At 25.6% G+C, this 26252-nt stretch carries 27 protein-coding genes and 2 pseudogenes; 21 read left to right on the forward strand and 8 right to left on the reverse strand.

Features of this window, described 5'->3' with window-relative positions; genetic code table 11:
* Positions 1 to 10 precede the first annotated feature (10 nt).
* Positions 11 to 817 (forward strand): DUF2119 family protein, encoded by an 807-nt coding sequence (locus MBBAR_RS02750; RefSeq protein ID WP_080459750.1) that lies wholly within the window; start codon positions 11 to 13, stop codon positions 815 to 817.
* Between the two features lie 305 nt (positions 818 to 1122).
* Here MBBAR_RS02750 and fen read toward each other — a convergent pair whose 3' ends face one another.
* From fen to MBBAR_RS02775, 6 genes are all read right to left on the reverse strand, one after another.
* Positions 1123 to 2112, reverse strand: coding sequence for a flap endonuclease-1 (gene fen / locus MBBAR_RS02755; RefSeq protein WP_080459751.1), 990 nt, complete (start codon positions 2110 to 2112; stop codon positions 1123 to 1125).
* 275 nt (positions 2113 to 2387) lie between these two features.
* On the reverse strand, positions 2388 to 2948 hold the full coding sequence (locus tag MBBAR_RS02760) for a chorismate--pyruvate lyase family protein (RefSeq protein ID WP_080459752.1): 561 nt from the start codon (positions 2946 to 2948) through the stop codon (positions 2388 to 2390).
* A gap of 70 nt (positions 2949 to 3018) precedes the next feature.
* Positions 3019 to 4275 carry a homoaconitase large subunit gene (gene hacA / locus MBBAR_RS02765; protein WP_080459753.1) on the reverse strand — a complete coding sequence of 419 codons (1257 nt, stop codon included), beginning with the start codon at positions 4273 to 4275 and terminating at the stop codon, positions 3019 to 3021.
* A gap of 49 nt (positions 4276 to 4324) precedes the next feature.
* Positions 4325 to 5500, reverse strand: a complete 1176-nt coding sequence (locus tag MBBAR_RS02770) for a homocitrate synthase family protein (RefSeq protein ID WP_080459754.1) — start codon at positions 5498 to 5500, stop codon at positions 4325 to 4327.
* Positions 5501 to 5751: 251 nt separating this feature from the next.
* Entirely contained in the window at positions 5752 to 5886 is a 135-nt protein-coding gene (locus MBBAR_RS10595; protein WP_282956039.1) for a hypothetical protein, read from the reverse strand.
* 573 nt (positions 5887 to 6459) lie between these two features.
* On the reverse strand, positions 6460 to 7635 hold the full coding sequence (locus MBBAR_RS02775; protein WP_080459755.1) for an argininosuccinate synthase: 1176 nt from the start codon (positions 7633 to 7635) through the stop codon (positions 6460 to 6462).
* 2037 nt (positions 7636 to 9672) lie between these two features.
* On the opposite strand from MBBAR_RS02775, the gene MBBAR_RS02780 reads away from it, so the two are divergent.
* From MBBAR_RS02780 to MBBAR_RS02870, 20 genes and pseudogenes are all read left to right on the forward strand, one after another.
* Complete coding sequence (locus tag MBBAR_RS02780; protein WP_080459756.1) at positions 9673 to 10440, forward strand: succinylglutamate desuccinylase/aspartoacylase domain-containing protein; 768 nt, start codon at positions 9673 to 9675, stop codon at positions 10438 to 10440.
* Positions 10441 to 10803: 363 nt separating this feature from the next.
* A pseudogene (locus tag MBBAR_RS10690) lies at positions 10804 to 11109 on the forward strand (metal-dependent hydrolase); the annotation flags it as partial.
* A gap of 15 nt (positions 11110 to 11124) precedes the next feature.
* Entirely contained in the window at positions 11125 to 11646 is a 522-nt protein-coding gene (locus MBBAR_RS10695) for a hypothetical protein (protein WP_394334518.1), read from the forward strand.
* 329 nt (positions 11647 to 11975) lie between these two features.
* Positions 11976 to 12293, forward strand: a complete 318-nt coding sequence (locus MBBAR_RS02790; protein ID WP_080459758.1) for a Na+/H+ antiporter subunit E — start codon at positions 11976 to 11978, stop codon at positions 12291 to 12293.
* Between the two features lie 336 nt (positions 12294 to 12629).
* Complete coding sequence (locus tag MBBAR_RS02795; protein ID WP_197016891.1) at positions 12630 to 12899, forward strand: monovalent cation/H+ antiporter complex subunit F; 270 nt, start codon at positions 12630 to 12632, stop codon at positions 12897 to 12899.
* Entirely contained in the window at positions 12892 to 13473 is a 582-nt protein-coding gene (locus MBBAR_RS10450; RefSeq protein WP_211272907.1) for a hypothetical protein, read from the forward strand. The genes MBBAR_RS02795 and MBBAR_RS10450 overlap by 8 nt, the downstream gene beginning before the upstream one ends.
* Positions 13466 to 13702, forward strand: a complete 237-nt coding sequence (locus tag MBBAR_RS02805; protein WP_042702953.1) for a DUF4040 domain-containing protein — start codon at positions 13466 to 13468, stop codon at positions 13700 to 13702. The genes MBBAR_RS10450 and MBBAR_RS02805 overlap by 8 nt, the downstream gene beginning before the upstream one ends.
* Positions 13699 to 14124: a cation:proton antiporter subunit C gene (locus MBBAR_RS02810; protein ID WP_080459759.1), complete on the forward strand. Its 426-nt coding sequence runs from the start codon at positions 13699 to 13701 to the stop codon at positions 14122 to 14124. Before MBBAR_RS02805 ends, MBBAR_RS02810 begins: the two co-directional genes overlap by 4 nt.
* Positions 14117 to 15610, forward strand: coding sequence for an energy conserving hydrogenase EhbF (gene ehbF, locus MBBAR_RS02815; RefSeq protein ID WP_080459760.1), 1494 nt, complete (start codon positions 14117 to 14119; stop codon positions 15608 to 15610). Before MBBAR_RS02810 ends, ehbF begins: the two co-directional genes overlap by 8 nt.
* Positions 15611 to 15955, forward strand: a complete 345-nt coding sequence (locus tag MBBAR_RS02820) for a hypothetical protein (protein ID WP_080459761.1) — start codon at positions 15611 to 15613, stop codon at positions 15953 to 15955.
* Entirely contained in the window at positions 15948 to 16301 is a 354-nt protein-coding gene (locus MBBAR_RS02825; RefSeq protein ID WP_249025016.1) for an EhbH, read from the forward strand. Before MBBAR_RS02820 ends, MBBAR_RS02825 begins: the two co-directional genes overlap by 8 nt.
* A 13-nt stretch (positions 16302 to 16314) precedes the next feature.
* A pseudogene (locus tag MBBAR_RS02830) lies at positions 16315 to 16770 on the forward strand (MnhB domain-containing protein); the annotation flags it as partial.
* Positions 16771 to 16879: 109 nt separating this feature from the next.
* Entirely contained in the window at positions 16880 to 17134 is a 255-nt protein-coding gene (locus MBBAR_RS02835) for a hypothetical protein (RefSeq protein ID WP_080459762.1), read from the forward strand.
* 284 nt (positions 17135 to 17418) lie between these two features.
* The gene (locus tag MBBAR_RS02840) at positions 17419 to 19020 is read left to right on the forward strand and encodes a 4Fe-4S binding protein (RefSeq protein ID WP_080459763.1); all 1602 of its coding nucleotides are present in this window, start codon (positions 17419 to 17421) and stop codon (positions 19018 to 19020) included.
* Positions 19021 to 19122: 102 nt separating this feature from the next.
* Complete coding sequence (locus MBBAR_RS02845; RefSeq protein WP_080459764.1) at positions 19123 to 19644, forward strand: 4Fe-4S binding protein; 522 nt, start codon at positions 19123 to 19125, stop codon at positions 19642 to 19644.
* 219 nt (positions 19645 to 19863) lie between these two features.
* Positions 19864 to 20310, forward strand: a complete 447-nt coding sequence (locus MBBAR_RS02850) for an NADH-quinone oxidoreductase subunit B family protein (RefSeq protein ID WP_042702964.1) — start codon at positions 19864 to 19866, stop codon at positions 20308 to 20310.
* Positions 20311 to 20640: 330 nt separating this feature from the next.
* Entirely contained in the window at positions 20641 to 21774 is a 1134-nt protein-coding gene (locus tag MBBAR_RS02855; RefSeq protein ID WP_080459765.1) for a hydrogenase large subunit, read from the forward strand.
* A 127-nt stretch (positions 21775 to 21901) separates the two neighbouring features.
* Positions 21902 to 22900 carry a respiratory chain complex I subunit 1 family protein gene (locus MBBAR_RS02860; protein WP_211272908.1) on the forward strand — a complete coding sequence of 333 codons (999 nt, stop codon included), beginning with the start codon at positions 21902 to 21904 and terminating at the stop codon, positions 22898 to 22900.
* A gap of 232 nt (positions 22901 to 23132) precedes the next feature.
* Positions 23133 to 23393, forward strand: a complete 261-nt coding sequence (gene ehbP / locus MBBAR_RS02865; protein ID WP_080459766.1) for an energy-converting hydrogenase B subunit EhbP — start codon at positions 23133 to 23135, stop codon at positions 23391 to 23393.
* A 279-nt stretch (positions 23394 to 23672) separates the two neighbouring features.
* Positions 23673 to 24329 carry a DUF5612 domain-containing protein gene (locus MBBAR_RS02870; RefSeq protein ID WP_080459767.1) on the forward strand — a complete coding sequence of 219 codons (657 nt, stop codon included), beginning with the start codon at positions 23673 to 23675 and terminating at the stop codon, positions 24327 to 24329.
* Between the two features lie 200 nt (positions 24330 to 24529).
* On the opposite strand, the gene MBBAR_RS02875 is transcribed toward MBBAR_RS02870, so the two are convergent.
* Both MBBAR_RS02875 and MBBAR_RS02880 read right to left on the reverse strand, forming a co-directional pair.
* Positions 24530 to 24820 (reverse strand): hypothetical protein, encoded by a 291-nt coding sequence (locus tag MBBAR_RS02875; protein WP_080459768.1) that lies wholly within the window; start codon positions 24818 to 24820, stop codon positions 24530 to 24532.
* Positions 24821 to 25005: 185 nt separating this feature from the next.
* Positions 25006 to 26106 (reverse strand): CRISPR-associated protein Cas4, encoded by a 1101-nt coding sequence (locus MBBAR_RS02880; RefSeq protein ID WP_249025017.1) that lies wholly within the window; start codon positions 26104 to 26106, stop codon positions 25006 to 25008.
* Positions 26107 to 26252: the final 146 nt, after the last annotated feature.

Below are 26252 nucleotides of genomic sequence, written 5' to 3' on the forward strand. Positions count from 1 at the left end.
ATATATTTCTATGTCATATTATAGATTTATCGATAAAGGAGAAGGACCTACAAAACTATTTGTAGGTGGAATTCACGGTCATGAAGGTGAAACTACTATTGATTTTCTTAAATCAATGTCCTATTCTGATTTTTCTAATGGTAAAACTTTTATTTATAATTTTGATTATACAGAATATATTTCTACTATAAAAAAAGAATATTATGAAACTAAGATTGGTAAAACTATTATAAATCTTATTAAAAAACATAAACCTGATTTTTATATAGAACTTCATTGTTATAATATTAAAAATTATGAAAATCTGATTTCCCCAAATAGACGTGAATCTCAAGGTGTTCCACCTCTTATTGATCTTGAAAATCATGTTTTAATAAGTTCTGTTTCTCCACTTATCCGGAAGAAATATTTTAAAATGGAAACTGTTTGCAAAACTTTAGAAATCCCTTGTATTAACAAAAAGCTATATTGGAATGATTTGAATAGTATAACTAAAGATATTATAACTAAATATAATATAACTAAAGGTAATATAACTAAAGGTAATATAACTGAAGATAATATAACTGAAGGCAATATAATTAAGAATAATGTAGTTAAATATAATATAAATATGGATAATGCAAATGAAGATAATGGAAATAATTATCATCTAAAATCTTCATTTAATACTTATTTAAACATTATTAAAATATTATCTAAAGTAAAAAATAGGGATGAATTTCAAAGAATAATGATAAAAAAATATCCAAAACAGGTTGAATTAGCTGTAAAATATGCAAAAGAAATTTTTGGTGAAAAATTTCCTCCTTTTTAGATTTGTTTTAATAAAAATCTGTTTTAATAAAATCAAGGAAAAATTAGTTTTAGATATTTATGAAATTAGTAATCATTCAAAATAATTATAGAAATATTAGAAATAAATGTTTTGAATAAAATTTTGAAATAAAAATATTAATAATAAAAATATTAAGAATAAATATATTAATAATAGAAATATTAATAATAAAAATATTAAGAATAGTATTATTAAATTAGATATTTTTATTAAAAAAGATAGATTTATTAAAAAAAATAGTTTTATTAAAAATTACTTTATTGATAAAATAAATGTTCTAATGCTTATTTTCCAAACCAATCTTCAAGGCTTTTTTGAGTAGTATTTAGTTTTTCCATTTTTTTAACAGCACTAAGTACTCTTTCCTCAGAAAAATCATGCTTTTCACATAAAAAATCAACTATTTTAGTTTTATCAACACTTTTCCATTTGATATTATAATTTTTATTAATGTTTGGATTTAAAAAGATATTTTTGAGTTCTTCAAGATTCACATCAAATGTAATGCCTTTTTCTTTTATATATTTTTCTATGCTTGAATTTTTAACTATTTTGAGACCAGTCTTTGCACCAACACCTTTTATTCCAGGATTAAAATCTGTTCCAACCATTATTGCAATATCAACTAACTGTTCTCTTGTAATTTCTAATCTGTTTAAAACATTATCAAGTTCAAGATATTCTAAATCAGATAAGTTTCCACTTATTGTAAGATTTCTAATGATTTTTTTAGCACCAAAAAGTAAACAATCATAGTCTTGAGAAGCCACTGCCCATGCATCTCCGTTTAGAACCATATAAGAAGCTTGAGCTTCTCCTTCTCCAAATGATTGAACATAAGGGATTCCCATTATTTCTAAAAGTTCTTTTGCAGATTCAAGGATATATGGTGACATTCGAGATGATCTTTTTGCAAATTTCATTGCTGTTTGTTCATCTCCTTTTTTAAGAGCTTCTTTCCATTTCTTTTCTGCATCTTGTCTTATTTCACGCCTTTCATTTATGGTGTTTTCTTTATACTCAGAGGGTTCTCCATCAAATACATAAATAGGTTTGATACCTTTTTCAACTATATTTGAAGTTCTATATAATATTCCACTCAAGTGAGAGGTTATATTTCCATTCTTATCCATTAATGGTGTTCCATCAGCTTGACGAATACTTGATAAAAATTGATATAGAGAATTAGCTGCATCTATAGCTATTATTCTACCATTTAAATCTTTGAAATTTATAATTTCTGGTTCTATAATGTCTTTGAATTTAACTCCCATTAAAACACCTTTATGAACACTAATCTGAAGTTAAGAATTATTTTCATGATTTATATTAATTTCATTTTATGTAATAGTTTTAAATTTTATAATAATTTTAAGCTCTATATTAATTTATTTAATAATTTAATTAAATTTTATATTAATTCTAAGCTCTATATTAATTTTAATATGTATAATATTATTTTAAATCTTGGTATGATTTTAATTTTTTGTATTTAATACTCTTATAAAAAAATATATGAATATAAAGATTTTATAGATTTTAATTTTTATTAATTTTTATAATTCTTTAAAAATGAATCGATAGGGAATTTTTCTTCAATCCAAATCAATATTTCATCATTATGTATAATATGATAATCTCTACTTAAAAAATTAGCATTTGTTTTAAAAATATTTTTCAATTCGTCTTTTGGATTTTTTTCAATTTTAACTGTTTGAATTTCTCTTCTAGATTCAATATTGTATTTTCTTAGAATTCTACCAATAGGAATATCTGCACTTATTAAGTCCTTTTTAAATTCTGATGTTAATCTTTTAATAGGAATATATGATGTTGCATAAATTAGAGGAGAATTATCATTAAACATTACAACAACACGATAATTTACTATTTCACCTTCATCAATACTAAGAAGCTTAGCTATGTCACTATCAGCTTCTTGAAATTCCTGTTTCAATGTTTTAATTTTAATTTCTCCCACTAAAACATCAAGTATTGTAGTAACAGAACCGTCTGTTGCTAAAAGTATTTTTTGGGTGTTTGATAATTTAGCACCTTTTTTTTCAAGATTTTCTATCTTATCAATAATTCTAAGCTCTTTTTTATTCATAAAATTCCTCAAATAATTTATAATATATTTTCAATTTATAACCTATTTTCAGTTTATAATCTATTTCAGCTTATAATATATTTTCAGGACTTTCTATATACCCTTTTATAACAGAACTAGCAACTACTCCTGCATTGGATAAATAAACTTCAGATTTAGGATCTCCCATTCTACCCTTGAAATTCCTATTTGTAGTGGAAATGCTAACTTCTCCTTCACTTAAAACACCCATGTGTCCCCCTAAACATGGTCCACATCCAGGATTACAAATAATAGCCCCAGAATCCATAAATGTTTTAAGAATCCCTTTTTCCATAGCTATTTCATAAATTTCTTTTGAAGCAGGAGAAACAATTAGTCTAACATCAGGATGAACTTTCTTACCTTTTATAACTCTTGCTGCTTCTTTTAAATCTGTTAATCTCCCATTAGTACATGAACCAATAAAACCTTGATCAATATGGGTTCCAATAACCTTTGATATATTTTTCACATTGTCTACATCATTAGGACATGCAATTTGAGGCTCTATTTCACTTATATCAAAAGAAAATTCTTTTTCATATACAGAATCCTTATCTGACCTAAATACATTTAATTGATCAATGGATTTATTAGTTCTCTTTGCAATATATTCTAATGTTAATTTATTAGGCTCCATTATTCCATTTTTAGCACCCATTTCAATTGCCATATTCGTAATTGTCATTCTAGAACTAACATCTAAATTATCAATAGTTTCGCCACAAAATTCGCATGCTTTATAAGTTGCTCCATCAGAACCTACATGACCTATAATATGTAAAATAATATCTTTTGATGTTATATTATTTGGTAATTTGCCATTAATTTCAATACGATATGATTCTGGAACCATAAACCAAGTTTTACCAGTAGCATAAACCATAGCTATGTCTGTTGCACCCATTCCTGTTGAAAATGCTCCAAATGCTCCATAAGTACAAGTATGAGAATCTGCACCAACAATAACTTGTCCAGGTTCTACAAGTCCTTTTTCAGGTAAAACTTGGTGACATATTCCTTCACCATGAGTATAGAGATTTTTTATTCCTTGTTTCCTTCCAAATTTTCTCGCTACTTTATGAAATTCTGCAGACCCAATTGTATTTGGAGGAACGGTATGATCAAATACAATAGCAATTTTTTCAGGGTTCCAGACTTTTTTAGCTATTTTTTCAAAAGTTTTAATTGCTGGAGGTGATGTACCATCATGAGACATAGCTAAATCTACATCAATTTCTATTATTTCACCAGGAGATACATCAGAACCTGCTTTTTTTGAAAGGATTTTTTCTGTAATATTCAATTTTAACACTCTTTAATATTTTTGTTAGAATCTTATTGAACTTCATGATTTAAATGTCAAATGGGCCTCTAACTGTTTTAACAATATGATTGAAGACTTCATCATCAATATATGTTCCTTCTTCTCTATTCTTTTTAACTTCCTCTACAATCTTACAGAGTTCGTCTTTTGTAACTTCAACACCACATTGATCAAGTTTAGCTTTTACAGCTCTACAACCAGAATGTTTCCCAAGGACTAATTGGCGTTTTTGACCAACCATTTCTGGTAAAAATGGTTCATATGTAAGTGGTTCTTCAATAACAGCATCTACATGTATTCCAGATTCGTGTCTAAATATGTTTCTTCCTACAATTGGTTTATTATTATGTACTGGGAGTTTTGTATATTTTTCAACAGTTTTTGATAACTCTTGTATGTGTTTTATCTTAAATCCTAAATCTATACCATAAATAATCCTTAAAGCCATTATTAATTCTTCAAGAGAAGTATTTCCTGCCCTTTCACCAATTCCATTTATGGTAGTTGAAACTGCACTTCCTCCTGCGAGAAGTCCTGATATGGAGTTTGAAAGAGCCATACCAAAATCATTATGGCAATGCATAGCTATATCAATATTTAAATTTTTCTTAAGTTCTTTTACAAGAAAATCCATTCCTTGGGGGCTGATTGAACCTACTGTATCTGCAATATGAACTCGATCTGCTCCAAAATCTTCTGCCTTTTTATAAATTCTCTTTAAATAGTCAAGATCAGTTCTTGTAGCATCCTCTGCAGAAAAAGCTACAAATAAACCATGATCTTTAGCATATTCAATAGAGTTCATACACACGTTTAATGCTTGTTCTCTACTTAAATGTAGTTTATGTTCAAGATGAAGGTCTGAAGTTGCCATAAATGTTATAACACCATCTACATCACAATCAAGTGCTCTATCAATATCCTCTCTCTTTGTTCTAGCTAAAGATATAATTTGTGCATTCAATCCTTCATTAGCTATAGATTTCACAGCTTCTCTTTCTTGATTCGATACTATAGGAAAACCTGCTTCTATTTGATGGATCTTAAGTTCATCAAGTTTTTTAGCTATCTCTAATTTTTCTTCTGGATTTAGACATACATCAGGAGTTTGCTCACCATCACGAAGTGTTGTGTCGTAAATTGTGATTTTTTTTGGAAACTTTAATTTAGCTTCTTTATTAAAGGGGCTTACATAATATTGCAATTAATTCACCTAAAATTGAAAATAAATATTTAGATAAAAGATATTCAATATACTTAAAATATATTTACTTAATGTTTTTATCAATTAATGTTTTTATTTATTAATTTTGTAAAATTCAAATTACTAATTTTGTTTTATATTATTTATATTGTTTTTCTTTTTTAATATCTTAATTTCTTTTGTTAATATGATATTTTGTATTAATGTTCTATGATAATTATATCATAGTATTATATTTCATGTCATTAAGTTTATATCTCATATCCACAAATAACACATTTAAATTTGCTTTTCCCTTTTAGAGACCCTGATTTTTTCATTTCTCCACCACAGAGTGGACACCTAACATCTTTATCCACAACAAGGTCTTTTAGTTTATTATTCATGAGTAAATATATATGTTTGATTATATTAATTTTTTTCTAATTATTCTTAAGAGCTAATATTTATTTTATTAATTAAAGTTTCTTTTTGTTATATTTATTCTTAGATTCATTATTATATTTATTATTAAATTCATTATTAAATCATTTATTATTAAATTTATTAGACTTATTATTAGATTTATTATTAGATTTATTATTAGAGTTATCGTTGAATCCATCCTCTAAATTCTATTATTTTATTTATTATTTTATTCATAAATCCTATTTATTTGATATAAAAAATTTAAAAATAAATTTAAAAATAAATGATTAAATAATAAAATTTAAATAATCAATGTTTCAATAAAGTGTTAAAAAGTTATAATGAAAATGAAACTTAAAATAAAATCTATTATAATGATAAAAATATTAGAATATTAAATAGGATTCAAAAAATACAAAAATACAATAAAATAATAAGTCTAATAATAAAAGAATAATTAAAAGAATAATTAAAGGAATAATTAAAAGAATATTAAATGAATAAAAAGATAATGGGGGAAAATAAAAGCTTTTTTAATAGAGTTCTTTATTTTACTTGTTTAATTTTTGATAGATAGCTGCTTGAAGTCCGTGGTGTTTAATCATACCTTCAACTTCTTTTTGATCGTTTTCTTTATCTTCAAAACTTATATGTTCAATATCATGTAAACTGTAATCAGATTCTCGTGATAAAGGAAGAATTGATCCTTTGAATAGCTTTAAAACTACTTTTCCACTCACTCTTAATTGCATATTGTCAATAGCTTGATCCATATCATCTCTAAGAGGTTCTTGCCAAAGAGCATTATAAACTAAGTCTGCATATTTTGTACTCATGTATTCCGAGAACAATATTTCATCTTTTGTAAGAACTAATTCTTCTAAAGCTTGATGAGCACGAATTAACAATAATGCACCTGGAACTTCATAGATTTCTCTGCTTTTAAGACCAATCATACGATTTTCTATTGTATCTATCCTTCCAATCCCATTTTCTCCAGCTATTTTGTTAGCTTCTTCTATAAGCTCAAAAAGTGGCATGATTCTCCCATCAATAGCTATTGGAACTCCTTCTTCAAATTCAATAGCTAATTTTGTAGGTCTGTCTTTTGCATTTTCAGATGATGCAGTCCATGCATAAATCTCTTCAGGAGGTTCATTAACAGGGTCTTCAAGAATATCTCCTTCTATTGATCTTCCCCAAATATTTTCATCTATACTATATATTTTGTCAGAAGAGATATGAATCCCATGTTTTTCAGCGTATTCTTGCTCTTCTGTTCTTGTCAAGTTTAAATCTCTAATTGGAGCAACTATATCAAAATCAGACATGGATCTAATCACTGCTTCAAATCTAAATTGGTCATTTCCTTTACCAGTACATCCATGAGCTATAGCTTTTGCATTTTCTTTTAAAGCTACTTCAATGATTTTCATAGCTATTAATGGTCTTGCAAGAGCAGTACTTAATGGGTATCCTTCATATACTGCATTTGATTTTATTCCTTTAGCTATATATTCATTTGCAAACTCATTTTTTGCATCAATTGTGTAATGTTTTTTTACTCCAAGGTTTTTAGCTGCTTCTTCTGCTTTTTCAACTTCTTCTTTTGGCTGACCAACATCTACACATGCAGTTACCACTTCTAAATCATATTCTTCTTCTAACAATTTAACACATACAGTGGTATCTAATCCACCGCTAAATGCAAGAACTACTTTTTCCATTTAATTCACCATATTTTTGGAGTTTAATATTATTTTAAAATTAATACATAATTAATCAATATAAAATTATCATATTCACTATATTTAATTTAAATATTTTTAGATTAAGCAATTAAATTTAATTATTATCTTATAATTTCAGCATTATATTAATAATTTCAGCATTGCTCAGTAAGTTAATTTAGTTAAACAATTATTAGTTTGATAGTTAATTAATAAAGTAAAAACTTAGTGAATAATAATACTATTAAATAAAGTATTAAACAATATATTTAAAATATAATATTTTAAATTCTATATATTATAATATTTAAACATAATTAAAATTAAAGATAATAAAATATAATATAAAGATATTATATTAATTTTATAATCTAGAAATATTTAAATTAAAGATATGGAAATATAATAAAGATAATTGTATATAATTTAATTGTATAATCTAAAAATATTTAAATTTGCTTAAACATAATTTAGTTCTTAAAATTATTAATTAGCATTTTACCTTATTTTAGTATTTTAAGTATTATTGTCTTTAGTATTATTATTTTAAGCATAATTTTATATTAATATTATTAATATTATTTTAGTATTATTGATATATTAATGTTATTTTAGTTTTAATTTTTGTATTAATATTATTGATATATTGTAATTATTAAGAATATGTAATTATTAGGACTAATTGTATTATTTTGATTATAACTTAAATTAGGCTTTAAATGTTTTAAATAAAAATAGTAGTTAACTAAAATAGTAGTTAATTATAATAGCTAATTTAATATTTATTTATATAATATTTAGTTAAATGTAAGACAGAAGAAAAGTCCTTAATTGGTATTATGAAAATAAAGCTGAGATGACACATTTGAGAGAACATTTTTACCAATTAAGGAATGAGACCTATTTTCTAAAATTTTTATTTTAGGATGTTTTAGATTTCACAATTATTAATTGTACTTCATATTATATAAATGTTTAGGCAAGCCTAAATTTTTTATTTTAATAATTTTTCTTATTATTATAATTTTTATTATTTTATATAATTAAATTATATTCAATTATATTTTTTAGTATTTCTAATTATTCTGTATAGTATCATTTATTATAATAATGTTGATTATACTCTTATTCAGTGTATTATTATTCATTATATCATTATTCAGTATAATTATATCCTGTATATTATTGTTCATTATGATGTAATTCTTTATTATGAATTATTATCATTATAATATCTTATATTATAGTATTAAGAATATTAATCCACTTATCAAATTATTCATGATCTATCATAATAGTTATTATCTAAAATCCTAGCATTTATTATTTATTTGTCAGTATACCTATAATAAATTAATTAAATATTATTAATAATGAGATTAATGCTAAATCTAGAATTGATATTTATTTTAATAAATCATATAATTATTAAATTAAGGTATTTTTGATTTAAATACTTATAATATTAAATATAATGATATTCATAATATAATAACAAATATAAAAATAGACTTGCCATGAACAATAATTATATGTAGATATCTTTAGAATTTATTTATAATTATTCTAAATACTTATTACATTTGATAGTAAATATTTAATAACTTATATAATAATAAATTCTGTTCTGATTTTACACATATATTGTTATTTTATTTAATTGAGAATGGATAATATATAAGATTATGGCAGATTTCATAAATAGTTATGGTTTGAAATACAATTTCGTGTATTTTATAGAATATATAGGATATATTGTAGAATATTTTTAAATAAAGATATATAGAATAGTTTTAAATAATCTATGAGTTAATTTAATATAATCAATGTAGTTATATATTAAATAAGTTTTAATTTTCGATTAACAATTGATTTATTATTACTTATTATATTGAAATTTATTTATTTTAACTTTCATTAATAATAAACTTCTAATGGGGGGCTTATATTAAAGGCTATATAGATTTCAAAAAAGAAAAAGATGAAGATTTAATTAGTTCTGTAAAAATTGAATCTGATATAAAAAATTCTGAAATGTTCAATAGATCTAAATCAGATGATAACTTAAAAATAGATCGTATTTTTAATGATTCTGGAGGCTATATAGCTGCTAATAGTCAAATTTTTGAAAATATTCCGAATACATCTATTTCAAGGAAAATTTTAAATGAATCTATTAAAGGAACTCCTATAATTAAATTTGGTTCTTCCTCTCCAAAAGTCATGATAATTGCAGGAATTCATGGTAATGAATTACCTCCTCAGATTGCTGCTGTTAAACTAATTCATAAACTTGAAAGATTAGAAAAAGAAGATAAAATATCTGGTACTATTTATATAATTCCTTTTTCTTCTCCAAAATCAACAATGGATAATTCAAGATGGTTTAATGGTGTTGATTTAAATAGAATAACTTCTGTTAAAGGTTCTTTAACTAATGAAATTTTATCTAAAATAAAAGATTTCAATTTAAATTCTATCGGAGATTTTCATTCTACTTCTATAAATAGTATGCCGGGAAAGGAAGGAATTTTTTGCACAATGAAACCATCTCCTGAAAGTTTCCAAATTGCCAAGTATATTTCAGATTCTACAAAATCTGAATTACTCTCTTATAAAAACGCTGGAAATGCATATAAAGGAGCTCTTGAAGATGAGTGTAATATTGCATTAATTCCTGCAGTTACATGTGAAGTTCTATCACCTAATGGAACAGCCAAAAAAGAAGCCTGGGAACGCTCATTAGATCAAATGGGGTATTATTTATCCTATTTTGGAATAATTTCAAAAGATTCAATTTAGTTCATATTAATTATAAATTCATTTTTTAAATATAAATTTAATTATAAATCTACTTAGATTAATCTATTATCTTAATCTATTTATTTTAATCTATAACTTAATCTATTTAACTTAATTTATTAGCTTAATCTATTTATTTTAATCTATAGTTTAATCTATTAACTTAATTTATTAACTTAATCTATATTTTAACCTATTTTATTAATCTATATTTTATTCATTTATTTTAATTTTATATTACTTTTCAAATGCTCACAAAATTAATAAATATATTAATATTCAATTGTACTATTATCTATTATACTATTGGATATAATTTTATTGGATATTTTTTATTTCACTATTTAATTAACTGGTGATTCTATTTCTTCTTATAAAAAACATGTTCTATTTGCAATTTTAACTTCATTGATATTTTTTCAAAATCCTATATCTATTGCACTTGTTATTATTGGTGCTAGTTTACCAGATTTTGATCATAATATCAAAAAATTAAATGTATATAAAATGATTATTATCGGACTTATTTCCTTTATCATCCTTTATATAGCTAACTTACCTTATTTTATAGGGATAATTTTCCTTATAATTCCAATTATTTTTTATTTTTCAAATCATAGAGGATTTACTCATTCTATTTTAGGAATATTAATATTATCTTTACTATTATCAATAGTTATCATTATGGGAATTTTTTTGATTTATCCCTCTTTAGAATATTTAACTATAATGAATAATATTGAGAATTATTATATTATTTCTGCTGCTATAATTTCTGCTGCTATAATTGTATTAATATTAGGGATACTAACTATAAATAAAAATTTGATTGTTCCTTTTATAGTATTATTCTTATTAGGAATCATATTCTTACCAATTGAGTATTATTCGTTTTTCACCACATTTGATATTTCATATAATTTTATTAATTGGTTAATTTATTCTATAAACACAATAACAGATATAAATCTAATAACAGGTTTTAATTTACTCCTTGTCAATCAAATGATGATATATTTCTTTTTGCCCTTATTCTTAGGATTTTTAACTCATCTTATTTTGGATTCTTTAACTCCTACGGGTATTGAATTATTTAGACCATTTTCATCAAAAAAAGTACACAAAAAATTTGCAGTAGCTTGTTTAATTCTTATTTTATTATTAGCTATTTTAAAATATTTTTTCACCTATAATTATTATTTTTAGCTGACTTTTCCATCAATAACTATATTTCTGAGATTTTTTATTTCTTTAAGATTTATTTAAAGGAATCATAAAGGAAAATTTTTATATACTTTAAAATTTAATTATTAATCATGACTAATTGAAATTGTCATTATTTGAAACATAAGATAATACTTTTTCATTAAAAAAGTAATAATATATTGAAAATAAAATACATATTGAAAATTAACTTATGATTTTAATAGTATTTTGAAGAAAGTTTAATGAAATATTCTATCTTAATGTATGAATTGATAAATAAATATCTTATGATTATTGTATTTCAAATTTTTTGATGGAGATCCTTTAAAATGTTTTTAAACAGAATTTATTATGGTATTGCTTATGTAATAGTACTTATATGGGAAATAATCAAATCAACTATTGACACTGCTATAAGATCTGCTAAAGGAGGCAAAACAATTGACCCAGTAGTCATCGATATTAAAACTGATTTGACCAGACCAATTTCCCAAACATTATTGGCTAATAGTATAACCCTTACTCCTGGAACATTGACTATAGATGTTGATAGTGAAAATCAAGTTCTTAAAGTTGCTATTATAGCACCAAGGGATGTAAAAGATGTTATTCCATTTGAACCTTACATTAAAAAGATGTTAGAATAATTTACATAATTTACATAAAAACTCGAAAAACTTTTCAAAAATTTAGAATTTTTCAAATGTTTTAGAATAATTTTATAGTTTAAATTATAGTATAAATTAAAAATATGATTATATTAATGTTTATATTAATAATATTAAATATGGGTTAAATCATGGGTTAAATAAATATGAGTTAAATTTTTTAATAATCATTTATATTAATTTTATGACTACATTAATAATCAAATTAAATTAATAACTAAATTGTATTGATAATTAACTTACATTGATAATTAAATTAATAGTTATATGTTTTAATAATCATTAAATTTTATAATCTACTTGAATGTGATAAAAATGAGTATATTGCTAATTTCAGAATATATCTTAATAGTTGCTCTTGTGATATTTATGTTTGCAGCTGTTAGAATACTTACACATAAAACAATAGCTATGGGGCTTATTGGATGTTCCACATTTTCTTTAGCTATATCAGTACTCCTTTTGATTGTAGGAAATATTTATACAATTGATTTCTACAAAGATATTGCTTTAGCATTACTTCTTCTTGGAGTAGTAGGTACAATAGCTTTTGCTGTGGCATTGAGGAGGTTTAGTCATGATTGAACTTTTAATAGAAGTTATTCAATCAATCTGTCTTATTATTGCAGCTATTATAGTTTTAATCACTGCTATTGGAATTCTTCGTCTTGATGATGATATTGATAAGGTAATTTATGCAAGAATTCACATGTTAGGTATGGTTGATATTGCATGTGTTTTAGCAATGATTGGATTGGGTCAATTTCTTGTTGCAGGTATTTATTTTGTATTAGCTCCATTTTTAGCTCATGCAATGGCTAATGCATACTACTATGGGGAAGATGATCGTAATTATGAATCTGATGATAGTTTAACTGGTAAAATTAATGATAATGACTACAATAAATTAGCTATTGGAAAAAATGACATTACTATAACTGATTCTAAATATAAATTTGATAGTAAAAATAATTTTTCAGGTTCTAAGCATTCTGATTCTATTACTAATGTCACTGGTAATGTCGAGGATAATTTGACTGATAATGTGGCTGATAATCTAGCTAATAATGTAACTATTAAAGAAGTCAGTACTGATGATATTGAAAATAGTAATTTAAACCGAAATACAAACCGAAATAGGGGAAAAAATCATGATTGAAGTTGTTGTGATGTTTATTGCAGTTTTAGGATGTATCCTTGCAATAATGCAAAGGGACTTGCTTAAAGCAGCTATTCTCACAGGAATTAATGGTGTATGTGTAGCTTTTCTTTTTCAATTCTTACTTGCTCCAGATGTAGCTTTAACTCAAGCTATTGTAGGATCTGCTATTGTTCCAGTATTTTTAGCAATGGCTATTTATAAAACTCAAAGGATGGATGATAAATGACTGACATTCTCTTGATTCTAAGTGACACTCAGCTGATGTCTTTGCTTACATCAGCAGGATTTATAATTGTAGGACTTTTTGCAGCGATATTCCTTGATAATATAATAAAAAAGATTATTGGAATAGCTTTTATTGAAGAAGGAGCTAATTTATTTATCATTGCTCTTGGTTATAAATCTGGTGGTGTAGTCCCAATTATTATGCCTGGAATGAGCCAAGAATGGTTTGCTGCAAATTCTGCTTATCCATTGCCTCAAGCATTAGTTCTCACAAGTATTGTTATAGGGGCAAGTACTTTAGCTGTAATGTTGGCTATATCTATGGTTTTATACAAAAAATATGGTACTCTAAGTGCTTCTGAAATATTAGGGGATAGAAAAACAAAAAATGTAGCTAATGAAATGGGTGGTACTGATGAATGAGTTAATTCCTCTAATGGTGATTATTCCTGTAATATGTGCTTTACTATTGAATTTATTTCATAAAAAGGATAGAACTGTAAAATTATTAGCTATTTTTGTAGCTATAGTAATTCCTGCTATTCCTTTATTAGCAAATTATGGGGTGTATTTTTTCGGTGGACATGCTCCTTTAATCTCTGATCCAACATTACTCTCAACTCTTCCAGCAAATTTACAGAATTCAACAATAGCACTATTCCATCCTGCTGTTACATATTCTTATGAAGCATTTCAAAAAATATTCATATTTATATTAGGAATTGTAGCATTTTTTGCGATATTCACATCATTAAGCCAAAACAAAAGAGTATCCGGTCCTTTAATGTTTTTAATGTTTATTGGAACAGCGGCAGTCACAGCAATCATGCTTTCAGATGATATTTTCCATATATATGTGTTTTTTGAAATAGCTGCGCTAGCTCAGACAGGAATTATATTAACTTCTAAATCTGATAATAATTATGAAACAGCTCTTAAATATATGATTTTAGGTTCTATTGGTGGTCCACTTTTACTTTTAGGTATAGGATTTGTTTTAGGTGCTGTTGGTAGTGTAAATATCACTGATATTGTTTATGTAATTTCTCACAATCTGGTAGATCCTCTTTCACCAACTCTTTTATTTGCATTTAGTCTAATATTCTTTGGTTGGTTGTATGTTTCAGGATTGCCTCCATTCCATACTATAAAATCGGGAATTTATAGTAAAGCTCTTCCAAACTCTGCAGCTTTACTTCAAACATTTACTGTAATCACTTTTATTTCAGTAGGAATTGCTATATTTAGAATATTTTCATATTTACCTTTCTTTAAAACATTAATTGTAATATTTTCATTACTTGCAATGATTTTAGGTGTTACAATGGCTATTATGCAAACTGACTTTAGAAAAATGATTGCATTTCTAGCTGTAGGTGAGTTAGGTTACATTGGACTTGGATTTGGTCTTGCAACTCAATTATCTATTACTGCAGGTCTTTTCCAAGCACTTAATGAGATCATAGTAACTGCCCTACTTTTCATTGGGTTTGGAACTATATTATATCTTACAAAAACTTCAAACACTAAAAAACTTGGTGGTATGTTAGAGCATAATCCTATAGTTGCGATTATGGTTTTGATGGGTGGGTTTGCAATGGCTGGTGTACCTCCATTAAATGGATTTCAGAGTAAAATGATGATTATCCAAGCATCTTTAGATTCTGGATTTCCTGAAATATCTATTATAGCAGTTTTAGTTAGTATTGTAACATTCATGGTTTTCATTAAAGCATACCATTCAATATATTTAAAACCAAAGCCGAATGACCTAGTGGTTTCTGATAAACCTTTACCCAAGTCATCTATAATTGCTATTGGAGCATTATTAATAATATGTATTATACTTGGGCTTTTCCCTCAATTAGCTACAGATAGCATTTCACAATTTGCAATGGGGTTGATTTAGATGGGATTTTATGATAAAATTGTTAATTCACTTAAAAATATAATCAATATTAAAGAAAAAATAGGTGAAGATTCAGCTACAAATGATCTTGTTTCTTCAGCATTAGCTGCAGAATTAACTTTAATTTCAACTATTCTCATAGCAGCAATTTTACTTAGACATATTAATATATTTTTAACAATAATTGTTGTTTTAGTATTAGGGGTATTTTTAGTTGGTAACATGCCACTTATTCCAAGGCTTAAAAGAGAACAAAGCGAATCTCTGGAAAAGATGACTTTTTATGTGATTCTTACTTTAGGAATTTTAATTACTGTAATTTATTGGGGAACTAACCATGTCTAATGAAAATAATGAATATGTTAGAGATAAAAAAGATTCTAGTGAAAAAGATAATACTAATAATTATACGGGTATTAGAACTTTAATACTGTCTATTTCAACAGCTTTTTTCTCTTTTACATTACTTGAAGTTATGTTCGGTTTTAAAAACATTATAAATCCTGGTATTAGTAACATTTATAATGCGTTAGGTACTTCAATTGAACCTAATATGATTACATTAGTAGTTTTTGATTGGAGAGGTTATGATACTCTTGGAGAATCTTTAATATTAGTAACTGCTGTAATTGTTATTCTTTTAGTGTTTGGAAGAGGTATTGTTGACGGAAATTCTAAGGAGAAAGAATAAAGGAGAGAGAATGATGAGTCCTATTCTTAAATTATTTGCATTTCCATGTGCTTTTATACTAGTATGTTTTGGAGTCATGACTATTTTGGGAGGCCATATAACTCCTGGTGGTGGTTTTCAAGGAGGAGCAATGATTGCTGCTGGAGTTATTTTATGTGTTATTGTTTATGGTGTTGAAAAAAGCCCTATAAACTTTTCCCATGACTTCATATCTGCAATTGAAAGTATTGGTGCTATGGGTTATATCAGTTTAGGTTTAGTTGGTTTGTTCACTACAGGATTCTTTTTATATAATGTAGGTACAGATTTTTATAATATACTTCCACAATATATTGTTAATATATTTCATTATCAGGACCCTACTAATGCAGGAATAGTCCCATACTTTAATATATTGGTAGGTTTTAAGGTATTTGTTGGTTTAAGTGCTGTTGTAATAGCTTTTTCACAGTTTGACAAGATTAAAGAACATGTTAGTGATAAAGAAGATGAACCAAATAATAATGATAGTAAATCTGATATGGATAATAAAAATACCAATGGTAATAAAGATTCTCTAAATATAGGAGATTGAATATATGTTATACTTAGGCCCTGTAATATTTGGATTTTTAATAGGATTTGTTGTAGGAATAAGAGTTAGGAATACTAGTAGTATTAATCTCACAATAGGATCTTATGTTATCATATTTTTAGTAGCTCTTATAATTGCATGGCAATCTGGTCCATACCCATTTTTTAATGATGTGCCTATATCTACATCATTTCTGTCTGCAGCTATTGGTTTGATAGTTGGGGATGTAATTAAAAGAATAATATCAAAAACCCAATAAACTAAATAGAATATGTCTAGTTTAATTATAAAATTTTAATTATAAAATTTCAACTAAATGAAGTTTAATTATATAAAATCTAATTATATGAAATTTAATCATAATTTAAATTATGAAAATTTTAATATTATAAAGAATTTAATCATAAAGTTCAATTATATAAAATTTAATTATATAAATTTAAATTATAAAAAATAAGTTAAATTATAAAAAATTTAATTATAAAAATCTTAATTATAAAAATTCAATTATAAAAAGAATTTACGATGATAGGAAGTTAAATCATGTTTTTATCAACAAATAAATGTGAAGGGATTGGAGAATGTGTTAAAATATGTCCCACTGAAGCTATTCGCCTTATAAATGGTAAGGCTTTTAGTTGTATTACTTGTGGGGCTTGTTTTGAGGCTTGTCCAAATCAAGCTATCTTCAAAAATAGATATGGGGGGTATGTAGTTGATAGAGCCAAATGTAATGGCTGTGGAGTATGTGAATTTACCTGCCCAGTTAATAGTATTCACATTGAAAATGGAATGACTAAAGGTATCTGTGCAAGATGTGGAATTTGTGTTGATTCTTGCCCAACTAAATCTAGAATAGATGGCTTTGATTTAATCGAAGAGAAACAATTAAACTTTTTAAAATCACTTAATTTAGCTATTCCTACTTTAAACGAATCTAAATCTTCAAAATCTCATACCAAAAGAAACTTTGTTGGAACAGACTATGAAAATTGTATCTTATGTGGCCGGTGTGAGTATTATTGTCCTACTAAAGCTATTGATGTTAATATAAATCAAAAAGGTGTTTGTACTGAGTGTAGAGTTTGTACAGATGTTTGTCCTGCAGATGCTATTCAAGAAGGTGTTATTGATCATGATAAATGTGTTTTGTGTTTGAATTGTCTTAAAAATTGTCCAAACGATGCTATTAAAGCAGACAACTTTGAAGTTAATATTATTAAACCTGAGGATGAAATAACTGGTTCAATTGTTTCATGTCTTAATTGTGGTTTATGTGCTGATAATAGTACTACTGGTGCTTTAAAACAAATTAATGGTAAGATGCGTTTTGATCCTTCTATTAATATTCAAGGAGCTAAAAATAAAGTAGAAGATAACAAATTGAATAATAATGAATTTGATAATGAACTTCTTGATAATATTTTAGATGATGCATTTGATACTAGTAATAAAGTTAGTACTAATAATGAAGATATTGAAAGTGATAATAATAAAATTTCTGATTTTGGAGATAAATCTCTAGCTCAAGATGATATGGCATTAGCTAAAGAACTTTTAAAAGCTGATGTTGAGTTTGAAAAAATTAATCAAAAATCAATTGATTCATGTCCTGTTTCTACACTTAAAGAAGACGAAAATGATGAATTTGCACTTAATGGTTATTGTGTTTCTTGTGGTAAATGTGTTAAAGTATGTGATAGACAGAATGCTCGTAAATTTATTACAGCTGAATGGGATGGCTCTGTTTCAGATGATTGTATATCCTGTGGAATATGTAGTGAACTCTGTCCTAAAGATGCCATTACTTTAAAAAGAGGCACTATTGAAGTAGATATGGATAAATGTATTCTTTGTGAAACTTGTGGAATTCATTGTCCTGTAGATGCAATTCCAAAAACTACAATGGCTAAAAAACGCATCTCCGATGGCTTCAATTTAATTGATAATAAGCTTTGTATGAATTGTAAATTATGTTATAGAATTTGTCCTGAAGATGCTATTATTGATAGAGAAGATGTTGGAATGATGGTGGATGATAGTAAATGTATTTATTGTGGTGCATGTCGTAATGCCTGTCCTGCAAAAGCATTTATTTTTGAAAGAGAATTTGAAGATTTTGGTGATAAAATTAGTAATAAATAATAATTATCTTTAATAGTCAAGGATATTTTAAAAAATCTATTTAAAAATATATTTATTATAACTTCATAATAATATTTAACTGAATAACTTTATGGTGTTTGAATGAAAAATTTAATAAGAATAATGCTAGAAGGAGCTTTTGGGAATTTTAAAAAGGTTTTTTTTGCTTCTAATAGAGTAACGGATATGGAAATGAGAGAAGATATCCTGAATGGTAAAATAAAACCAAAAAATAAAGTAGCTATTGATGCTTGTATTGGTTGCTCTGGCTGTGCAAATATATGTCCAACTAATGCGATTGATATGGTTGATTTAGAAACTCCTGAAGAGCTGATGGATGGATGGATCAAAACACAAGTTCCAAAACTCAATTCAGAAAAATGTGTTGTATGTTATTACTGTCATGATTTTTGCCCAGTTTATGCATTATTTGGTGAAAAAGCTACAATACATCCTCATGATGTTGGTAAAGTCGAATTAGACCTCGAAGAGCATATGAATAAACCATTTAAGATTTCTGAAGATAAACTTTCATTTATATCTCAATATTTATCTGATAAAACTGTGATAAAAAATAATACTAGTGAGAATAAACTTAAGAAATTACATAAGTTTAGTAAATAATAATAAAATTAAAAATTAATAATCAAATTTAAAAATTAATAATTAAATTTAAGAATTAATAATTAAATTTAGAAATAATAATTATTATAATTACTATAAATAATAACTATGTTCATAAAATAATAAAATTAGATTTAAAAATAATAATTAATAAATATTATAAATCACATTAATGAATAAAAATTAATAAATAAAAAATAAAAATTATAGAGGGATTTAATGAGCCTTAAGTCATTTTCAAGGGCAAGAGCTGTCCATTTAATGTTAGTATATACTGGAGGATGTAATGGTTGTGATATTGAGATAGTTAATTGTGTTCTTTCACCTAAATTTGATGTTGAGCAATATAAGGTTTTTTTAACTTGGAATCCTCGTGAAGCTGATGTTTTGGTTGTCACTGGTCCTGTAACAAAGCTCAATGAAGCACCTTTAAAAAAAATTTATGAAGCTATTCCAAATCCTAAAGCTGTAATAGCTGCAGGAGCCTGTGCTTTAATGGGTGGAGTTTATAAAAATATTCATGGTGATATACCCTCTGAAGAAATTATGGGTCCAGTTGAGAACATAATTCCAGTGGATGCTAAAGTACCTGGTTGTGCTGTTAGACCAGAAGATGTAATTTCTGGTGTGGTAGCTGCACTTCCTAAACTTTTAGAAGCAGATTAACTATTGAAATTAGATTAGGTTATTTTAAAAATTAGATTAGCTATTTAATTTAATATTTAATATTAATTTAATATTAATTTAATATTAATTTATATTAATATAGTTAATATATTATAGAATTTTAAGATAGTTATGGAATTAATAAATTAGTATATACTAAAATTACATGATAAAATTTAATAAATTAGAATTAATAAATTAAAAAACTTATTAAATTACTAAAATATTCGTTAGATTAATGAAATTATTATATTTATATAGATATAATTATTTAATACTTGAATTTACTTAAAAATTAATTATAATGTATTATTACAATTAAGTGATATAATGACAGAAGATAAAAGACCAATAAAGCAGGAAATAATTGAAACCGAGGTTGCAATGGGAACTGTCCACCCTGCTGCATTGGAACCATATAGGGTCCGACTTTTTGTTGAAGATGAAATTGTAAGGGATGCTGAGATTACTATTGGTGTTAATCATAGAGGAATTGAAAGAATAATGGAAGGACTACCTGTTGAAAAAGCAAATGCCCTTACAGAAAAAGTATGTGGAATCTGTTCTAATGCTCATATATGGAACTCAGTTTTAACTGCAGAAAAAGGCCTTGGAATTGATGTTCCTGAGAGAGCTAATTATATTAGGATTATAGTCGAAGAACTTGAGAGATTACATAGTCATTGTCTTTATCTCGCTCATGGATGCGAAGTTTTAGGACATGAAACATTTTCAATGAGAGCTTTTTATCTTAGAGAAACAGTAATGGAATTACTTCGAATGATTGGGGGTAACCGTGTTCAATATGGAGCTTCTATAATTGGAGGAGTGAGACCAAGATGTGAACTCACTGAAATGAGAATTCAAAAGCTTGCTGAAGGTATGAACACTCTTGAAAAAGGAATATTAGATTTTGCTGATCGATTTGTTTCTGATCCTATTGTTATGAGTAGAATTGAAGGAATTGGGGTAATTACTCAAAAACAGGCAAAAGCCCTTGAAGTATCTGGTCCAACTCTTAGAGCTACTGGAATATCTCAAGACCTTAGAGCTACTATGAAAGAATATGATGATTTTGATTTTAATATTGTAACTCAGGATGATGGGGATGTGAAATCCAATATATTAATGAGAGTTCTTGAAATTCCAGAAACAATTAATATCATACGTCAAGCTATAAAAAATCTTCCAAAAGGCCCTATTGTTAATAGATCTTGGGAAATGTTTGATTGTGATACAATAAAAAGCTATATCGAAGTTCCAAGAGGAACCTTATATCATTCTTATGCAATTGAAGATGGTCGGGTAAGAGGAAGTATAATTAGAACTCCTTCAATGTCTAACATTGGAGCTATGCAAACTGCCTGTATTGGCGATCATGTTACTGATGCACAACTCTGTATAGTTCAGTGTGACCCATGTTTTACTTGTACTGACAGAGCTATTAAAATAATTAAGATTTAAATCATAATTAATAAATTTCATAATATAAATTAAATTTAAAAACTAAAATTAAATAAGTTATAAGCTAGATTTAAATAAACTATAATTTAAACAAACTATACAACTATACAAATTAAGAGGAAATAAAATGTCAAATATCACAATTATATATTCAATTTTAGCAGTGATTGGTACATTAGTTCTAGCCCTGATTGTGGGAACTTTTCTTCCTGGAATTGAAAGAAAATATATTCAGGCGAGAATCCAACAAAGAATAGGGCCTCCTGTCACTAGTCCCGGGATTATGGCTCCTATAAAATTTTTCTTTAAGGAAAATATATCTCCGAATTCACCAGTACCAACCCTTTACAAATCGTTACCTATTGTTTCTTTTATTGTGGTAATTTTAATATTGTTGGCTTTAACTCCTCAAATGTATTTTTTTGGAGCATTAGCTAGTATTATTGCTATCGTTGGATTTTTGAAAGTAGAAGAAGTTGCTTATGTATTAATGGGATCTCTTTCTAAATCTGTAATGTCTCTCGGACTTCCATTTCCAGATATTGTTAAAGGAGCATCTCATCCAAATGTTCAAAGATCTTATCTTGAAGATTTAAGCTCAAATAGAGCATTTCGTATGATTGCTTTTGGTTCATTCCCGTTATATCTATCAATATTTATACCTGTAGCTATAACTGGTAGCATATTCCTTGGAGATATTGTGGCTTATCAACAAGTTCATGGTCCATTCTTATTTACAGTAGCTGGAGTTATTGGGACTATAGTTTTCTTCATTGGTTATATGATTCTTTTAAATGAATATCCTTTCAATATTTTAAAAGCTAAAGCTGATGTTATTGAAGGTCCTTATATGGAATATGCTTCAAAATATAGGTCTTTTGTTTATATTACAAGAGGATTTTTAATGTTTACTTTAGGAGCCTTATTTTCAGTTTTATTCATTGGACTTCCACCTAATATATTTTCTTGGGGGATTTTGGTAAATATTCTTGTTGCAGTTATTTTCCCAGTAATAATGGGTATAATGAGTGCATTTTCTCCAGTATTTACTTATAGGCAGTTCTATCCAGTTGTAATTGCATCATCTCTTTTAGGAGTTTTAGCTATCGCTATTGGATTATTATAGTAATTATCATTGCTTTAATTATTAAATAGATAGTTATCCAAAGATACTATATTATTTTAATTCTTAAATAGATAACTATCTAAAATAGAAAGACATTATTTCAAATATCTAGATATTGTTTCAAATAGATATTAATATAAATAATAATAAATATAAAAATTTATAATATTTATAAAAGTTAAAGTTAATATTATATAAATTAATTATATAAGTTAATATTTCGGTGATTTTATTGAAATTTGTAGTTAGAGCTCATCATATTGTAAGCCTTGGTGGATATATTGTTGAGCGAAATTTTCCATATAGAAATATTATTCTAGTTAATAAATCTGATGAACCTATTAAGGTTGAAATCCCTGTTTTTAATGAAAAATGGATTGATGAGCATAGGGATTTAGGTTTAGAGGTTATACCTGTTGGTGAAGGAGATAGTTTTCTATCTTTGTTTAGAAAAGCTAAAGCTGATTTAGAATTAGTAAAATTAGAAAATTAAGATTTAAAATGTTTTATATCGAGTAATATTATATCTAATAATAATATATCTAATATTATTTTATATCTAATAATATATCCAATATTATTTTATATATATACATTATATATCTAAAATTAATCATATCATGTCTAAAACATATTATGTCTATTAAATTTTATTTCTAGTTTTATAATTTGAAAAAGTTTTTATTTTTAATTTTTTAGTTTTCTATTATTAATTTATTATATCAGATTTATTTATGCTGTTAATTTTTATTTTATTCATTCAGGTGTTTAAATGCCAAACACTGCGATAACAATTAAAAGTCTTGAAAAAAAAGGAGTTTTAGATGAAATAACTAATATAATTTCATCTTATGGTGCAAATATCAGCTATACTCATCTATTTATTGAAAAAAACAATTTAGGATCAATTAATCTGGAACTTGAAAGTATCAATAACCTTGAACAATTAATCGAGGATATAAAATCTATTGATTCAGTTCAATCTGTTGAAGTTCATAGTTCTCTTAATGATATTTATGGTAAGAGGATTATAATATTTGGTGGTGGTGCTCAAGTGTCTCAAGTAGCAATGGGAGCTATAACTGAAGCAGATAGACATAATATACGAGGAGAAAGAATAAGTATTGATACAATCCCTTTAGTTGGTGAAGATGATATTGCAGAGGCAGTTGAAGCTTTATCTAGACTTCCAAGAGTAAGTGCATTGGTGTTGGCAGGATCTTTAATGGGGGGCAAAATAGCTGAATCAATATCAAATGTAAAGTCTGAGCATGATTTGGTTGTTATAAGTTTAAATATGCCTGGTGGTGTTACTGAAATAGCAGACATTGTAATATCTGATCCTATACAAGCAGGAGTAATGGCCGTTATGGCAATAGCTGATACTGCTATTTTTGATATTAAAAAATTGAAAAAAAATAAGTTTTAAATGTTTTCACATATTTTAGATAATTATAATTCTTTTTAAAATATTTAAAATAGAAGTAATACTAGTAAATAAAATAATACTAGTAAATAATCATTGAAATTTATGGATATTTATTAATATTTATTAGTATTTATTAATACTTATTATATTTGTTAATACTTATTATATTGTTAATTTTTTAAAAAAGAGTTATAATATATTTAACTCATTTCTATAGCTCTTATTAATCTACTAGCATCATTTTTTATTTCAGGGTTTTTGATTTTTCCACTTTCTCTTATTTTAAGAGCTAGAGTTAAGACTTTAGAAACATCCTGTGGTTTTAAATTTTCTACCATTTCTAAGTAAGTTTCACTTTCTTCTTCACTTATACCTAACTCTTCTTTACATTCGTCTAAATCTACTAAAACAGCTCTACAGTTAGCCATTAAATCGTTGTCATCATAGAAGTCACATGATTCACATTTTTTTATTAATTCTTTGTCATTCATTTTTTCACCTATATTATTAATTCATAAGTTTGTAATTATATTTTACATATATATTTTCAAGTACTTATTATTTAGTATTTTATTTCGACTTTTTATTATAATTACTTTTATTATAATTATAAAAATTTTTTATTTTTAATTAATTATTTCCTTTGTTTTCTAAGATATCTTAGTAATTTTAAAATTCACTTAAAATCTACCTCTTGATTACATATTAAATTATAAACACACTTATGACATTTTTTATTATCTTTTTTAATTTCAGGCATTATTTCATTGGTTATAATATCATCGATTTCATTTAAAATTCTAAAAAAACTTTTTCTTAAGTTTGCATCCATCACAACAACTCTTCTCTCTCCTAACTTTAAATAATCCACAAATCCTACAAATACTTCGGTATCAAATTCATTTTCTATTAATAATGCAGCTGCAATTAATTCTATTGCATCTCCATCCCAAACTCCTTTCAAAGGTGGATTAGATGATTTTATACTCATTGGAAAATATTTTCCATCAATTATTTCAATTTTATCGCATGTCCCAACAATATCTAATTGTGTATCTCTCATTAGATAACTATACATGGCTGTTGGAAAGAATAATTCTGCAATTTGGCTTCCATCCTTTTGATTTAATAAGATAGCTTTTTTTGTTTTTAAAGATAGTATTTTTAAATTATAATAAATTTCTGTTTTTAGATTTATTTTAATTTCTTGTATTCTATCTATTCTTTCAATTTCTTCCTCTATTGTTTTGATATCATAATTTTCTTTTAAATTATCATTATTATTAGAATTATCATTAGAATTATTAATGGACTTATTATTATAAATATCATTAGCACTATTAGTAGTATTGTTATTAGAATCATGAGAATTATTATTAAAACTATTAATACTATTGGTAGGATCATTATTAGAATTATTTAAATTTTTAGTGTATTTTTCGCTTTTTAATTTATCTAAACTTGTTTCTTCTTTATCATTGTTCAAATCATTATTAAATTTGTTTATATTATTTTTTTCTTCTATTTTAACTAATGCAGACAAAGAATTTTCTATATATTCTTCTATATTTTTATTTAAATTTTTTTCTATCTCTTCTAAGTCCATTTCCTTTGTTATTCTTTTTAAATTTCTTTGAAATAAATCATTTACATCAATTCTTAGTTCTTTCATTGTTTTATGTAAAAGAATGTCTTTTGATTCTTCACCTAATGTTTTTTCAAGATATAGTTTCATTGGACAAAACATATAACTTTTTATTGAAGATATACTGATCATTTTAATCTCTCTTTTTAATTATCTATATAAAGTAATTTTTTAGCAAGTAGAACTTGATAAGTAAAAATTAGTTAGTAAAAATTAAACAATTATTACTCAACTAATATTATTTATTACTTAACTAATAGTATTACTATAAATTATTA

Origin of the sequence: Methanobrevibacter arboriphilus JCM 13429 = DSM 1125 (assembly GCF_002072215.1) — an archaeon.
In the GTDB taxonomy this organism is placed as follows: Archaea; Methanobacteriota; Methanobacteria; order Methanobacteriales; family Methanobacteriaceae; genus Methanobinarius; species Methanobinarius arboriphilicus.

What these genes read in the sequence shown, in the direction of transcription:
- MBBAR_RS02750 (WP_080459750.1), top strand. Translation starts at nt 11, where the DNA reads ATGTCATATTATAGATTTATCGATAAAGGAGAAGGACCTACAAAACTA.
- fen (WP_080459751.1), bottom strand. Translation starts at nt 2,112, where the DNA reads ATGGGAGTTAAATTCAAAGACATTATAGAACCAGAAATTATAAATTTC.
- MBBAR_RS02760 (WP_080459752.1), bottom strand. Translation starts at nt 2,948, where the DNA reads ATGAATAAAAAAGAGCTTAGAATTATTGATAAGATAGAAAATCTTGAA.
- MBBAR_RS10595 (WP_282956039.1), bottom strand. Translation starts at nt 5,886, where the DNA reads ATGAATAATAAACTAAAAGACCTTGTTGTGGATAAAGATGTTAGGTGT.
- MBBAR_RS02775 (WP_080459755.1), bottom strand. Translation starts at nt 7,635, where the DNA reads ATGGAAAAAGTAGTTCTTGCATTTAGCGGTGGATTAGATACCACTGTA.
- MBBAR_RS02780 (WP_080459756.1), top strand. Translation starts at nt 9,673, where the DNA reads ATGTTCAATAGATCTAAATCAGATGATAACTTAAAAATAGATCGTATT.
- MBBAR_RS10695 (WP_394334518.1), top strand. Translation starts at nt 11,125, where the DNA reads ATGGGAATTTTTTTGATTTATCCCTCTTTAGAATATTTAACTATAATG.
- MBBAR_RS02790 (WP_080459758.1), top strand. Translation starts at nt 11,976, where the DNA reads ATGTTTTTAAACAGAATTTATTATGGTATTGCTTATGTAATAGTACTT.
- MBBAR_RS02795 (WP_197016891.1), top strand. Translation starts at nt 12,630, where the DNA reads ATGAGTATATTGCTAATTTCAGAATATATCTTAATAGTTGCTCTTGTG.
- MBBAR_RS10450 (WP_211272907.1), top strand. Translation starts at nt 12,892, where the DNA reads ATGATTGAACTTTTAATAGAAGTTATTCAATCAATCTGTCTTATTATT.
- MBBAR_RS02805 (WP_042702953.1), top strand. Translation starts at nt 13,466, where the DNA reads ATGATTGAAGTTGTTGTGATGTTTATTGCAGTTTTAGGATGTATCCTT.
- MBBAR_RS02810 (WP_080459759.1), top strand. Translation starts at nt 13,699, where the DNA reads ATGACTGACATTCTCTTGATTCTAAGTGACACTCAGCTGATGTCTTTG.
- ehbF (WP_080459760.1), top strand. Translation starts at nt 14,117, where the DNA reads ATGAATGAGTTAATTCCTCTAATGGTGATTATTCCTGTAATATGTGCT.
- MBBAR_RS02820 (WP_080459761.1), top strand. Translation starts at nt 15,611, where the DNA reads ATGGGATTTTATGATAAAATTGTTAATTCACTTAAAAATATAATCAAT.
- MBBAR_RS02825 (WP_249025016.1), top strand. Translation starts at nt 15,948, where the DNA reads ATGTCTAATGAAAATAATGAATATGTTAGAGATAAAAAAGATTCTAGT.
- MBBAR_RS02835 (WP_080459762.1), top strand. Translation starts at nt 16,880, where the DNA reads ATGTTATACTTAGGCCCTGTAATATTTGGATTTTTAATAGGATTTGTT.
- MBBAR_RS02840 (WP_080459763.1), top strand. Translation starts at nt 17,419, where the DNA reads ATGTTTTTATCAACAAATAAATGTGAAGGGATTGGAGAATGTGTTAAA.
- MBBAR_RS02845 (WP_080459764.1), top strand. Translation starts at nt 19,123, where the DNA reads ATGAAAAATTTAATAAGAATAATGCTAGAAGGAGCTTTTGGGAATTTT.
- MBBAR_RS02850 (WP_042702964.1), top strand. Translation starts at nt 19,864, where the DNA reads ATGAGCCTTAAGTCATTTTCAAGGGCAAGAGCTGTCCATTTAATGTTA.
- MBBAR_RS02855 (WP_080459765.1), top strand. Translation starts at nt 20,641, where the DNA reads ATGACAGAAGATAAAAGACCAATAAAGCAGGAAATAATTGAAACCGAG.
- MBBAR_RS02860 (WP_211272908.1), top strand. Translation starts at nt 21,902, where the DNA reads ATGTCAAATATCACAATTATATATTCAATTTTAGCAGTGATTGGTACA.
- MBBAR_RS02870 (WP_080459767.1), top strand. Translation starts at nt 23,673, where the DNA reads ATGCCAAACACTGCGATAACAATTAAAAGTCTTGAAAAAAAAGGAGTT.
- MBBAR_RS02875 (WP_080459768.1), bottom strand. Translation starts at nt 24,820, where the DNA reads ATGAATGACAAAGAATTAATAAAAAAATGTGAATCATGTGACTTCTAT.
- MBBAR_RS02880 (WP_249025017.1), bottom strand. Translation starts at nt 26,106, where the DNA reads ATGATCAGTATATCTTCAATAAAAAGTTATATGTTTTGTCCAATGAAA.